Source organism: Streptomyces griseorubiginosus (assembly GCF_036345115.1).
Lineage (GTDB): Bacteria > Actinomycetota > Actinomycetes > Streptomycetales > Streptomycetaceae > Streptomyces > Streptomyces griseorubiginosus_C.
Genome location: NZ_CP107766.1, coordinates 4,871,344 through 4,884,090, shown reverse-complemented (window position 1 = coordinate 4,884,090; position 12,747 = coordinate 4,871,344). Strand labels below are relative to the sequence as shown.

Annotated in this window: 8 protein-coding genes; 6 read left to right on the top strand and 2 right to left on the bottom strand. The window is 76.1% G+C overall.

Annotated elements, in window-relative coordinates; genetic code table 11:
* The first annotated feature begins 71 nt into the window (after positions 1-71).
* Positions 72-941, top strand: a complete 870-nt coding sequence (locus tag OHN19_RS21965) for a bifunctional DNA primase/polymerase (RefSeq protein WP_330265829.1) — start codon at positions 72-74, stop codon at positions 939-941.
* Positions 942-1,431: 490 nt separating this feature from the next.
* Here the strand turns inward: OHN19_RS21965 and OHN19_RS21960 are convergent, their stop codons facing one another.
* Together OHN19_RS21960 and OHN19_RS21955 are read right to left on the bottom strand one after the other, a co-directional pair.
* On the bottom strand, positions 1,432-2,259 hold the full coding sequence (locus OHN19_RS21960) for an AAC(3) family N-acetyltransferase (protein WP_330265828.1): 828 nt from the start codon (positions 2,257-2,259) through the stop codon (positions 1,432-1,434).
* On the bottom strand, positions 2,256-3,350 hold the full coding sequence (locus OHN19_RS21955) for a hypothetical protein (RefSeq protein ID WP_330265827.1): 1,095 nt from the start codon (positions 3,348-3,350) through the stop codon (positions 2,256-2,258). Before OHN19_RS21955 ends, OHN19_RS21960 begins: the two co-directional genes overlap by 4 nt.
* A 194-nt stretch (positions 3,351-3,544) precedes the next feature.
* Between OHN19_RS21955 and OHN19_RS21950 the strand changes: the two genes are divergently transcribed.
* The 5 genes from OHN19_RS21950 to OHN19_RS21930 all read left to right on the top strand — a co-directional run bounded on the left by OHN19_RS21950 (position 3,545) and on the right by OHN19_RS21930 (position 12,716).
* On the top strand, positions 3,545-6,130 hold the full coding sequence (locus OHN19_RS21950; RefSeq protein WP_330265826.1) for a large ATP-binding protein: 2,586 nt from the start codon (positions 3,545-3,547) through the stop codon (positions 6,128-6,130).
* A gap of 114 nt (positions 6,131-6,244) precedes the next feature.
* Positions 6,245-7,249, top strand: coding sequence for a MoxR family ATPase (locus OHN19_RS21945; RefSeq protein WP_330265825.1), 1,005 nt, complete (start codon positions 6,245-6,247; stop codon positions 7,247-7,249).
* Positions 7,246-8,625, top strand: coding sequence for a hypothetical protein (locus OHN19_RS21940; protein ID WP_330265824.1), 1,380 nt, complete (start codon positions 7,246-7,248; stop codon positions 8,623-8,625). Before OHN19_RS21945 ends, OHN19_RS21940 begins: the two co-directional genes overlap by 4 nt.
* Complete coding sequence (locus tag OHN19_RS21935; protein ID WP_330265823.1) at positions 8,622-11,471, top strand: hypothetical protein; 2,850 nt, start codon at positions 8,622-8,624, stop codon at positions 11,469-11,471. Before OHN19_RS21940 ends, OHN19_RS21935 begins: the two co-directional genes overlap by 4 nt.
* Positions 11,472-11,498: 27 nt before the next feature.
* Positions 11,499-12,716: a toll/interleukin-1 receptor domain-containing protein gene (locus tag OHN19_RS21930; RefSeq protein WP_330265822.1), complete on the top strand. Its 1,218-nt coding sequence runs from the start codon at positions 11,499-11,501 to the stop codon at positions 12,714-12,716.
* Positions 12,717-12,747 lie beyond the last annotated feature (31 nt).

Below are 12,747 nucleotides of genomic sequence, written 5' to 3'. Positions count from 1 at the left end.
AATCGCCCGGGCCCGGCGAGTCGCGCTCGCTCACCCTTCCCTTTTTCGAACACTCGTACGAACATGGAGGCATGGCCACCACAGACCGGCAGGCCACGACGCTGGCCCTCGCACACGCCCTGTCAGCCGCCGAGCGCGGGCTGGCCGTCATCCCCCTGTCCCGCACCAAGCTCCCGGCCCTGCGCTCCCCCCACCGCGACGACCCCTTGGCCGCCCCCTGTCACGGCGAGTGCGGGGCGTTCGGACACGGGGTGTACGACGCCTCGACCGACCCCGTCCGCATCCGCGAGCTCTTCTCGGCGGCCCCCTGGGCAACCGGCTACGGCATCGCGTGCGGCCTCCCGCCCCACCACCTCATCGGCATCGACCTGGACACCAAGTCGGGCACGGACTCCTCGGCGGCCCTGCGCGAACTGGCTCTGCGCCATCTGTTCACGATCCCCGACACGGTCGTCGTCCTCACCCCGAGCGGCGGCCGCCACCTCTGGCTCACCGGACCGCCCGACGCGGCCGTCCCCAACTCGGCCGGCCGGCTGGCCCCGGGCATCGACATCCGGGGCGCCGGCGGTTACCTCGTCGGGCCCGGCTCCCGCACCGACCACGGCACCTACGGCACGGCACCGGGCACGGCCCACCTGGCCCCGGCGGCCTGCCCTCCCGCCCTGCTCCGCCTGCTGCTCCCGCCACCGCGCCCCACCCACCCCGCGACCCATCCCTCGGCCGGCGACCAGGGCCAGGGCCTGGTCCAGTTCGTCCTCGCCGCGCACGAGGGCCAGCGCAACACCCGGCTGTTCTGGGCGGCCTGCCGCGCGTACGAGAACGGCATCGGCCCGGCCCTGGTCGCCCCCCTGGTGGACGCGGCCCTCGACACGGGCCTCACAGAACGCGAGGCCAGGGCGACGATCGCTTCGGCGGCTCGGATGACGGGGAGGCGGGGGTGAGGGGCGTCGGGGGAAGGGCCCCTGGGTGCGGTGTTCCGGAGGTGGGGCCGTGAGGGTGAGGGGCCCCGAGGGTGAGGGGCGCGAGGGTGAGGGGCCCGGAGTAACTCGCCCCGGGGTGAGGTGCCCAGGAGGTGAGCCGCCCCGGAAGTAGGCGCCCGGAGGGGGAGCCGCCCGGAGGGAGAGGCACCCGACGGTGAGCCGCCCGGGGTGAGAAGCGCCCGCGGGGGGTGAAAAGCGCCGAGGTGATGGGCCCGAAGGGGGACCGCCCCCACGGGGAGCCGCCTGGCGATGAGGGGCTCCGGGGGTGAGCTGCCCGTGAGGAGAGCCGCCCCGCGGGGGAGAGAGGCGCCCGGAGCGAGGAGCCCCGGAGGTGAGCCGCCCGGCGGCAAGCCCCCCAGGGGTGAGCCCCCCGGGCATAAGGGAGTCCGGTTGAGCTGCGCGGCCCTCAGGGGGCGGAGGTGCGCCGGGACTGGCGGGCGAGTGCCGGTCGCTACTCCGTCGGTCTCCGTCCCGCCCGGTGTGCGGTCAGCCACTTCGCGGCGTAGGCCACCGCCGGGGCCAGGTCGAACAGGCGGGAGTCGGCGGCGCCGATCCGGCCCCGCGTGACCGGCCGTTCGGCGCGGGACTCGTACGCCTCGCCCAGCGCCGGGAAGTCGGAGGTGTCGAAGTCCACGTCACGGTAGCGGTGCCAGCGCCGTCCCGAGCCGTCGTCGACCGCGCAGCCGTAGTCCCGGCTGCCCTGGCCCGGCACCCGGTACTCGGCCAGGTGGAAGGCCGTGCAGGCGGAGTAGTCGACGCCCAGCAGCAGGACACGGGCGTCCAGTTCCTCCAGCCGGGCCAGCGGGGACTCCTCGCCCAGGTGACAGTTCAGGTCGTGCCCGGCGGTGATCCGCGCCGCGGCCGGCCCCAGGGCGGCGAAGGAACTCTGCGGGTGGTCGCTGCGCAGCGCGCCCGGCCGGGTGCGGACCTCCTCCGGCAGTACGCCGACCCCCTGACTGGGGGTCCGCGCGGGATCGAACGCGGGCAGCGTCGCCCGCAGCCGGGGCCACTGCGCCGGCGGCACGGCACCGCCCCGGGTGACGGCCCAGCGGGACGGGTCGGAGTTGCCGGGAGTCTGGGTGTAGACGACCAGCGTGCCCTCCGCGCCGAGCGCCTCCAGCAGCGAGTCGACCACGGCCCGCGCGCCGCCGGACACCGGCCCGACGGCCCGCAACGACGTGTGCACCAGCAGGGTGTCGCCGGGCCGGACGCCCAATGCCTTGAGCTGCCAGGTGAGTTCTCCGGGCCGGAGGGCGTCCGGGGTGGTCGGCTCGGTCAACTCCGCGCTCCCTGCAGGACATCGGCGAAGCCCCGCGAGGGGTGCGCCGGGACCGCGTCGGCCCGGTACGGGTCATCGCGCGGAGCGTCGGCCCGCCTCAGCCCCGCCGGCAGCGGCACGGACCACAGCAGTCGCAGGTCGTGGCGGACCGCGGAGGCCAGCGGCCTGCCCTGCGGGCTCCCGCCGTCGAGGAACTCGCGCAGCCCGACGTCCCCGCCCCTGGCCATGGTGTACGGCGGTACCGAGTGCCGGGACAGCACCAGCGCCCCGGGACCGGCGCCCGGCGCGGCACCGGCCGCGAACAGGTGTCGTACGGCGTGGAAGTGGCGTTCCTGGAGGCCGCCGACGTCGATCACCGTGGCGTCGTCCGGTACGGCGGTGCCCTGGCGCAGGGTGAGCGGGACCGCGGCGCGGTCGTGGACCAGGACGTGGGCGGCCGCGTAGCGCAGGGTCTGTTCGTCGGCGGTGGCGCCGCCCTTGCCGCCGAGGCGTTCGAGGACGCGGGCCCGCCGGGCCGGGGTCAGGGTGCGCACCAGGTCGTCCAGCGCGGTGACGACCGAGGGTGCCGGCAGGGTGTCGTACAGCCCGAAACGGCCCGGCACCAGGGACGACAGGAGCAGGCCGAGGCAGCGGGCCAGCAGGGTCGTCTCCTCGGCCACGGCGGCGCCGGACAGGCCGTTGACCCGGCAGCCGAGGGAGCCGGCCAGCACGATCTGGAGGTGCGGGGCACGATGGCCGGCCTCGGTGAGCCGGGACGCCATGCGGACGGCGGGCAGGACGTAACTGAGCGCCCGCAGCGGGATCGTGGTGCTGGCGCCGTACACGATCCGCAGCACCAGCGGGGCCCGCACGGCCTCGCCCGCGGCCCGCAGCAGCGCGGCGACGCCGTGCCGGGGCAGGCCCTGGACGTAGCCCGAGCGTCTGGCCTCGGGGCCGACGAGCGCGTCCAGCAGCCGGGGGCGCAGCCGGTTGACCTCACCGGTCTCCTGCGCGTCGGCGCACGGCGGCAGGGCGTCCAGGAGACCGCGGACGTCGGCGTCGGTGAGCGGACGGGATTCCTTGTCAGGTCCGAGGACAGGCACCCCCCGCATGATGGCAGTGAGCAGATTCGCCTGCTTCTTTCCCAGGGGCGGCACCCCTACGGACACATTGGGCATTGTACCTGACAATTCGCCAATAAACCCTGAATGGTTACGAGTTGATGGCCAGGATTGTGCCACGGCCGGTCGCCCGGCCTCGTGCGAAACTGGAAACGAGGTACGCAAGCCACAAACCGGGGGATGAGATGGTGCCCGTGTACCGCTATGCCGTCAGCTACGCGCACGGCAGGGACGAGGCCTGGGTCGCGCGGTTCCTGGACGAGCTGAGACGGCGTCTGGACACCGGGAGCGGGCCTCGGTTCCACCGTCTCGTGCCCCCGCCCGCCGCGGCCGGCGGACCGGAGGAGGGCTCGTACGGCGTCGGTACGGCGGACATCGTGCTGGCCCTGTGCAGTCCGGCGTACTTCAACGAGGGCCCGGCCCAGCGGGACTGGGCGGTGCTGGCGTTGCGCCGGAGCCTGGGGCAGGCCCGGACCGGCGTCGCCCCGCAGCCGGTCCTGCCGCTGGTCTGGGAGCCGGTGGACCGGCGGCTGCCGGGGCCGGTCGAGACGGCCGACGTGTTCTCCGCTGGGCAGCCGGCCGAGTACCGCTCGCTGGGGCTGGCGCTGCTGACCATGCAGGCCCCGCGGTACCGCGCGGTGCTGGACCGGGTGCTCGACGGGATCGCGGCCCGCATGCGCGCGATGGCCGCGGCCGGGGCGCCCGCGCCCGAACTGGACGACGGCTACGGCTTCGCCGGGGAGGCCCCCGACGCACTGTCGGCGGACGACGCGGCCTTCACGGAACGCTTCCGCGCGGAGGTGACGGCATCGCCCCTGCCCGCACGACCGATCACCCGCACGCTGGTCCTCCGCGGCTCAGTGGGTAGCCAGGAGGTGGGTGGCGGGTACCTCGACGACGGACACGTGGACCGTGACGACTCCGGACCGGGCTCCGGCGCCCTGCCCTCCCCCTCCCCCCTGCCCGTGGACCTCCTGCCTGACCTGGGGCGCCGCATCCTCCTGGTCGATCCCTCCGGCTCCGGCCACAGCACGGAACTCGCCCGGCTCGTCGCCGGGGCGCTGGCCGACCGGACGCCGGGGCGGGCACGGACCGCGCCGAGACCGAGCCTGGATGCCGTACGGGAGCGGGCCGGGGTGGGCGAATCGGCGGACTGGGAGGAGACGGACGGGCAGGACGTGGACGGTGACCCGGCTGAGTCGCCCGGCACGGGGTGGCCGCTCGGCGAGGCGGCGCCCGTCCGACCGCCCTGGGGGTGCCGGATCCCCTTCGTACTGTCGGCGCGGTCCGGGGCGTTGCCCCGGCTGGACGGGATGGTGCCGACGCTCGCTCCGTCGGCCGCCGCGGCGGAACCGGCCGGGTGGGCCGCTCGGCAACTGCGGTCCGGGCGTGCCTTCCTGGCCGTGGACGACCTGGACGCGGTGCCCGCGGGCAACCGTGCCGCCGTCTGGGAGTGGCTCCTGCGGCTGCTGGAGGCCCACCCCCGGGCGCCGTGCGTCATCGCCACGAACGGCACCGGGGTGCCCTGGTCCCGGCTCGGCGGTGACTTCCGGATAGTAGGCCTGGAACCCCTGTCCCCGACCGACCTCAGGGCCCTCCTGAACTCCGGTGCCGCGCAGGCCTCCGGAGACCGGGGAGACCTCGCGGACCGGGCTGCCCTCCCCGCCCCGACGCTCGGCACAGATCCTCTGCTGGCCGGGGTCGCCGGGCGGCCGGCCGCCGCCGTGGCGATGCTGCGGGCGGCGGCCGCCTCGGTCACGCCCGGCCAGGTCCCCCGGCACCGCCTGCTGCGCGCCGGTGTCTCGGCGGTGTGGCGCAGACCGCGCGAGGACACGGCAGGTCCGGCCGCCCTCCCCGCGCCCGCGCCCGCCGCCGACCAGGTGCCGGACAGCGTGCTGCGGGCGGCCTCCGGCCGGCTGGCCGTCGCCGCCCTCGGACTGGACGGCTCCCGCATCCCGCTGTCCACCGCGCTGAACGCCCTGCGCGCCCCCCGCTCCACCGACTCCACCGCACCCGAACGCCTCCTGGCAGCGCTCGCCGACCGCGCGGGCGTGGTGTTCCGTCCCGGCCCGGACACCGTGGCCTTCCCGAGCCCCGGGGTCAGGACCTTCCTGGCCGCCCACCACCTGGTGCACACCCCCGGCACCGACACCGACGCACTGCTGCGCCGCCACCCCTCACCCGAACTCGCCGAGCTGCTGGCCCAGTTGCGGGCCGCCGAGACCGGCACCGGCACCGCCCGCAGTGTCCTGGCGGCACCGGGCGGCCCACCGCGACGGCTGTCGGCGGGCAGCCCGCCGCGTCCTGCCGTACGCGGTGCGGGGGTACGGCGTGTCGGCGTACGGTCGTCCGCCGAGGTGCGCGCCCTGCTGCGGGCCGGCACCGCCGTGCCGGAACTGCGCTGCTCCGGACCGGTCGACGGGCTGTCCGAGGCACTGCCGAAACTGCCCGGGCTGCGCTCACTGGTCCTCGCGGACGACCCGTCGCTGGTCGCCCTGCCCGAGCTGGGCGGCTGCCGGTCGCTGCGGTCGGTCCGGGTGCTGCGCTGCCCGAACCTGCGGGACCTGACGGCTCTGGAGTCCTCGGCGGTGATGTTCCTCGACGTCGACCCGTGGCCGGATCTGCCCGTACCGGAGTGCCTGCGCCGGGCGTTCTGGCTGAGCCGGGTGGACCTGGTGACCGCCGGCCCGCGCACCCGCCCGGCCGTCGTACCGGCCGTGCCCGGCACGGCGTTCCCGGAGATCCGGATACGGCCCCGCCCGCACGGCTGACGACCTGGCTGTCGGCCATATTCACCGACGGTGTAGTGACGGCGGGCGCCATGGGGAAGAGTGCAACGAGGGCGGTCACCGGAGCCGTGGGCCGCCGATGGGGGGACAGTAGGCTTGATCAGGCTTTTCGACCCGGGCGAGGAGACGGACAGGCCCGCACCGGACCTCCGTGCGCCCGCACCCGACGGCCGTGCGCCCGCACCCGAGGGCGGTACGTCCGCACCGGACGCCGGCACACCCGCGGACAGCGGTGCACCCGCGCCGCCCCGCCCCACGCCCGCCCGCGGCACCGACCGTCTCGACGAGCAGGTCTACCTCTTCGACGACCCGACCGTCCTCGCCGTCAACGTCGCGCTGGCGTCCGGCCGTCCGCTGCTCGTGCTGGGCCCCCCGGGCTCCGGGAAGTCGGCGCTCGCGCCGAACGTGGCCCGGCTGATGCGCTTCCGCTACTACGCGGAGGTGGTCACCGCCCGCACCGAACCGCACGACCTGCTGTGGCGCGAGGAGGCCTTCCGCCAGCTCAACGACGCCACCCAGGGCACGCTCCAGGACCCCGGTTCGCGGGCCTACTTCCGGCCCGGCCCCCTGTGGAAGGCACTCGATCCGGCCATGGACGAGGAAGGCGCGCCCGCACTGCGCGACCGGCCCGCGGTGGTGCTCATCGACGAGATCGACAAGGCCGATCCCGACGTCCCGGACGCCCTGCTCGATCCGCTCAACAACCTCCGTTTCGTGGGCCCGGACCGCCGCACGGTGACCGCCGCCGGGGACACCGGCGCCCCCCTCGTGGTGATCACGAGCAACGAGGAGAGGGAGCTGTCAGCCGCCTTCCTGCGCCGCTGCATCCTGCTGCGGCTGCGGCCGCCGGGCCGCGAACACCTGTTGAAGGTGGCCCGGTTGCACATGGGGGACGCCTACGACGAGGCCCTCACCCAGGAGTTGGCCGATCTGTTCGAGAGCGAGTCGATGGGCGCCCGGCCCGCGGCGAGCACCGCCGAGTTCCTGGACACCCTGCGCGCCTGCCGCCAGCTGGAGTTGACGGCCGAGTCGCCGGAGTGGCGGGCGGTCGCGGGGCTCGCCATGGTGAAGGCCTCCCCCGACCAGGTCTCCGCGGTATGACCTCGGGAGGCCCGGCCCGGCTGGGCGACCTGCTGCGCACGGCCCGGGCCCTGCGGATCTCCGACCCGGACGGCCTGGCGGCCCTCGCGGCGACCCTGGGCCTCGACCTGCCCGCCGGCACCGGCGCCGCCACTGGGGGCACCCCGTCCGGCGGCCCGGACCGACGTGCCGCGAGCACGGGACGGCCGTCCCGGGACGACCGTACGACCGCCCGCGCGCCCCGCTCCCGCAACGGCGCCGGACCGGACCGGCGAGGCGACACCGGACCGGCACGTCTGACGCGGCGGTCCGGCCCGGCAGACAGCGACTCGGCGCCGTACACCGGGGACCCGTCCGCCCTCAGCACCCACCGGACCGCCCTCCCGACCGGACCGAACGCCTTCCCAACCGACCGGACCGCCCTCCCGACAGGCCGGTACGCCTTCCCAGCCGGCCCGGCCACCGACCCACCGGGCCCGGACGCCGTTCCGACCGGTCCGAACCCCGGCGGCCTGGACCCCGGCGCCCCAACCCCCGCCGCCCCGATCCCCGGCGACCAGTCACCCACCCCGCCCGCCCGCACGGCCACCGGCGGTTCGCTGCTCCTCGTGCGGGGGGCGCGGTCGGCGGTCGGCCTGGGGGCGGAGCCGCCGCTGCGGCACGAGCTCGCTCCCTCCGACCCGCTGGAGGACGGCACCGCGGAACTCCTCGGCCGGGCCGAGGCGTTCGAGCTGCCCTGGCCGGCGAGCCCGCCCCTGCCCGCCCCGCCGTGGGACCCGCGCACCGAACGGGCCCTCTTCCTCGCGGTGGCCAGTACGTACACGACCGGGCGGGTGGTCGACCACCCCCGGCTGGTGGAGCTGGTGGTGCGCGGTCTGGCCGGAGGCCGGGTCGGCCGGCCGCGGGTGCCCTACCGGCAGCGGTCCACCACCCGGGCCGGCGCGCTGCTGCTGCTCGACCGCGGCGAGTCGATGCGGCCCTTCCGGCACGACCAGGAGTGGATCACCCGGCTCGCCGCCCGCATCCTGCCGCCGGGCGGGCTGCGGGTGCTGGACCTGCGGATCGCCCAGGGTGTCAGCCAGGACCGCGGGCGCAGCTGGCGCCCCCACCCGGTGCCGCCGGCCGGGCAGCCCGTGCTGCTGCTGTCCGACCTCGGACACCTCCAGCCGCCGCTGCCCGGCCGCCACCACTCCTCGCCGGCGAGCTGGCTGCCGTATCTGCGGCGGCTGCGGGAGGCGGGCTGCCCCGTCGTGTGTCTGACGCCCTATCCGGCCGAGGAGTACCCGGCGACCGTGCGGCGGACGGTCGCGCTGGTCCCGCTGGACCGCCGGGTGTCCGTACGGTTCGCGCAGACCACCGCCCGCCGGGACCCGCGGCGGGGCGGACAGCCGCGATGACGGCGGCACCCGACCGCGGCGCCCACCGGCTGATCGCGGAACAGCGCCGGCACCAGCCCGACGTGGTGCGGCTGGCCCGCTCGCTGTGCCTGGCCGCCCAGGCCGAGCCGTACTTCCTGCGCGGCGCCCGGCTCCGGTTCGCCCCCGACAGCGGCACCGGTCTGGAGGCCCGGCTGTCCTTCTCACCGCTGGTGGAGGCCGCCGACAGCCGCGCCCTGGTGCTGTACCCGGAGGTCAGCGCCGAACTGCGACGGCAGTTGTACGAGCACGACCCGGGCCTGCTCCACTCGGTCCGTGACTTCACCCGCGCCGCCCACCGCGGCGCACCGCCCCTCGTCCGCGGCTTCGAGGAACTGCTGTGGTCGGCGACCGTCGGACCACCGCCCTCCGAAGCCGGGATCGAACGGACCCTGGCCCCGCTCTTCCGGCAGGTGCTCGCCGAGGGCGGCCCGGCGGCCGAGGCCAGCCGCTGGATCCTGCGCTTCCTCCCCCGGCTGCCGCAGGCCGTACGGCAGTCGCTGCCGGCCTGGCGGCTCCAGGTGATGGCGGCGGAGCGGCTGGGCATGGAACCGCCGCGCGCCCTGGTGACCCGGGCCGACGCCGACGCCGAGGAGATCCGGACGGTACGGGCCCTGGTCCACAGCGAGGTGGACATCGGGGTCCGGGCGACGGCGGACGGCCTGGTCCTCAGCCGGCCCCCGGAGCGGGGCGCGCTGGTCTGCGGGGCGAGCGGCGCGGGCCGGGTCCGGCTGCGCCTGCGCGGCGCGCTGCCGGGCGCCCAGTGGCACGAACTGGACCTGCACGACGGCGAACACACCGCGCTGAACCTGAGCGTGGCCGCCGAGGCCCGCGCGGACGGCAGGCTCCTGGCCGCGCAGGCGGAGCTGGGCGGCACCGTGCTGTGCGCCCGGTCGGGCTCCCGGGCGGCGGCCGCGACGAGCTCCGACGGCCGGACCGTGCTGCGGATCGACGACGGCGAGTCCGTGCTCCCGGTCGAACTCCCCGACCAGCCACGGCTGCTCGCGGTCGCCGACGCGGGCCCCGCGGCCACGGCGGTGGTCAGCGGCAAGGGCCTGCACGTGGTGACGACGGCCGTCGACGGCACCGCCGACGCGGTCCTGCACCCCCTGTCCCTGCAACCGACGGCCGTGGGCTGGTCCCGCACGGCGGACCGCGCGGCCCTGTGCCTGGCCACCGGCGGCGACGTCCTCCTCGTCGACGACGGCGACCCCGACCGGATCCTGCGCGTCCTCCCGCACCCCGCCCCGGTGGTACGGCTGTGGTGCTCGGCCCGGGCGGGCCTGGTGGCCGCGGCGGACGCGGACGGCGGCGTGACCCTCCACGACCTGGTCTCGGGCACGGTCGCAGGCCGTTGGCGGACGGCGGCGGTCACCGCGCTGTCGGGCGACCCGGAGTCGGGAGCGTTGGTGTGGGGGGCGGCGGACGGGCGGCTCCACGGTGTGCGGGGCGGTACGGCGGATGCCGTGACCGAGCCGCCCGCGCTGGGTTCGCTGCCCGCGCCGGCGTCCGCTGTCGCGGTACTTCCCGAGGCCGGTCTGGTCGTGGCCGCGGACGGGGGTGACCGGCTGCTGCGGCTGCCGTGGCCCGGGGGCGGGGCGGTCGACGTGGTACCGATGCCCTTCCGGGTGCGGGAGGTCCACCGGGCCGGGGGCGGGCAGTTGCTGCTGTCGGGGCACGGCGGCGAGGTGGAGATCCGCGCGGAGGACGGCCGCAGCCGGCTGCTCACGCCGGGGCCCGTGCCGTCCCCGCCGGAGGAGGCGGGGCCGGGCTGGATCCGGGACAGCGTCGGAGTGCTGCTGCCGGCCCGGAACGCCGTGCTGCCGCCCGGGATCCGGCGCCTGGGCATCGGCCACGTCTGCCTGCCCGCCGCCCTGCCGCCTGGCTCGGAGGAGTTCACCGCACTGCTGGCGCAGGCCCGCGACCAGGGCCTGCGCGTGCTGGCGGAACTACCGCCCCCGGACGGGGACACCTCTTATGGCGAACTGCTCAAGCGGGCCCACGACGCGCTGGAGGAACCGGTCGACGGACTCCGGCTCGGCGACCCGACCCGGTGGCCGGCGGCCCTGCCGGCCCGCCTGCGCCATCTCCTGGAGGCCTACCCGGAGGCGGCGATCGTCACAACGGGCGCACACCCCTCCGACCCCCCGCTCACCACCGGCCACCTCCCCCTGGGCCCACCTCCGGACCCCGAAACCGCCGTAGCGCCGCCTCCCGAGGCCGCCGTAGGACCACCCCCCGGCACCGCCGTACCGCCGCCTCCCGAGGCCGCCCGCCACGCGCCGCCCCCTTCCGGCGCCGCCGTCACACACCAGCCGTATCAGGGATGGGCGCTGCCCGAGGGCCTCCCCTATCCCCGGGCGGCGCTGTTGCTGGCGCTTCCCGGCTGCCATGAGGTCCCCGCTTCCCTGCTGGTCCCGGACGACCGGGCGGCCATGGCGTTACGGCCGCTGCTCGCGGCGCGCGCCGAGCAGTTGGCGCTGCGCCACGGTGGGGTCGAGCCGGTGCCCACCGGTGTCGCGGGGGTGACCGCGCTCCGCAGGGACCACGCCGGTCAGAGCGTGCTGTGCCTGACGAGCACGGCCGGCGGCCCGGTCACCGCCCGGGTCCCGCTGCCGGAGACGCCGGCGGGGACCGAGCTGATCGAGATCGCCCACGAGGACCCGGGCCGTCCGTCCGGGACCGAGCCCCGCGTCCTGCACCCGGCCGCCGACGGCCTGGTCACGGTAGGGATCGGTGCCGCCCGCGCCCGCTGGTTCCGGTTACGCCCGCGGTCCCACCCGCCCCCGGACGAGCCGGCGGATCCCTTCGCACCGCCCGCTCACTGACCCGACCAGGCCCCCACGAGGAGTCCCATGCCCGGCCCTCACGTCTTCCTCAGCCGCAGCGAGCCCCTCGGCTGCGACTGCAACTGCTGGCCGGCCCGCCGCGCCATGGAGGAACTGCTGCACCAGGAGGGCTGCGAACCGGTCGTCGTGGACCGGGAGTCGCTGGTGCCGGGCCAGGACTGGATGGCGGCCATCTCCGACGGCATGGGCAGCGCGCACGGCATGCTCCTGATCGTCTCCAGCCACGCCCTGCGCTCCGAGCACGTGCAGAACGAACTGGCCATGGCGGAACTGCGCAACCGGCACGACGGCTTCCCGGTGATCCTGCTGATGCTGCCGGAAGTCACCCTGGACGCCCTGGAGAAGAGCGGGCTGGGTTCCCTCAGCCCGCACCGGCGGCAGATGGTGGAGTGGCCGGGCAAGGACGACATCGAGGCCGTACGGCACGACATAAGACCCCAACTCGACCTGATGCGCGCCGAGTCGGGCGGGGCAAAGGTGCACCACCGGGTGGTCCACCACCTGCGGGAGGTGGACGCGCAGAGCCTGAGCCGGGCCGGTGCGACGCTGGGGGTGCCGCTGGAGACGCTGTCCCCGCTGATGCGTCACCGGCTCGCCTCCGGCCTGCTGGCGGAACGCCCGGGCGAGCCCGTCGCCGACCCGCTGCGCGCGGCCCTCACCGAACTGCTCCCGCTGTCGGCCCCGGACGCCTCCCGGGAACTCGTCCAGCTGAGCGTGACCCACGCCCGGGTGCCGGTGGACGAGGCGGCCCGGATGCGCGGGGTGCTGCGCTCCGGCTCCCCCAGGGTCGCGGTGCTGCCCGCGCTCTCCACGGACACCGCCCGCCGCTACATCCACCGGGCCAGTGAACAGCCGCTGCCCTGGGACCACTTCGTCGTCCCGCTCACGGCGGGCAGCGGCGTCCTGACCGACCTGGTCGAACGCATCGGTGAGGAGCTCCTGGAGGAGTTCGACATCCACGACGAGGAGACCCTGCGTGAACACGAGCACGATTTCGGCCCGGTGGTCGTGATCGTCCCGCATCCCCCGGACGCCGACCTGGTCAGAGCACTCGACACGGCGTACCCGGAGGGGCTGCTGTTCCTGTTCGTGGTGGACGGCGAACTCCTCGGCACCGCCGGCCCCCACACCCGCCTGGAAGGCCTGCCCGCCTGGCGCGAGGAGGAGATGAACCGGACCGTCCGGCGTTTCGTACGGCGGTACGGGACACCGGCGAGCAACTGACCCGACCGCCACGGGGGCGGCCGGGTCGGAC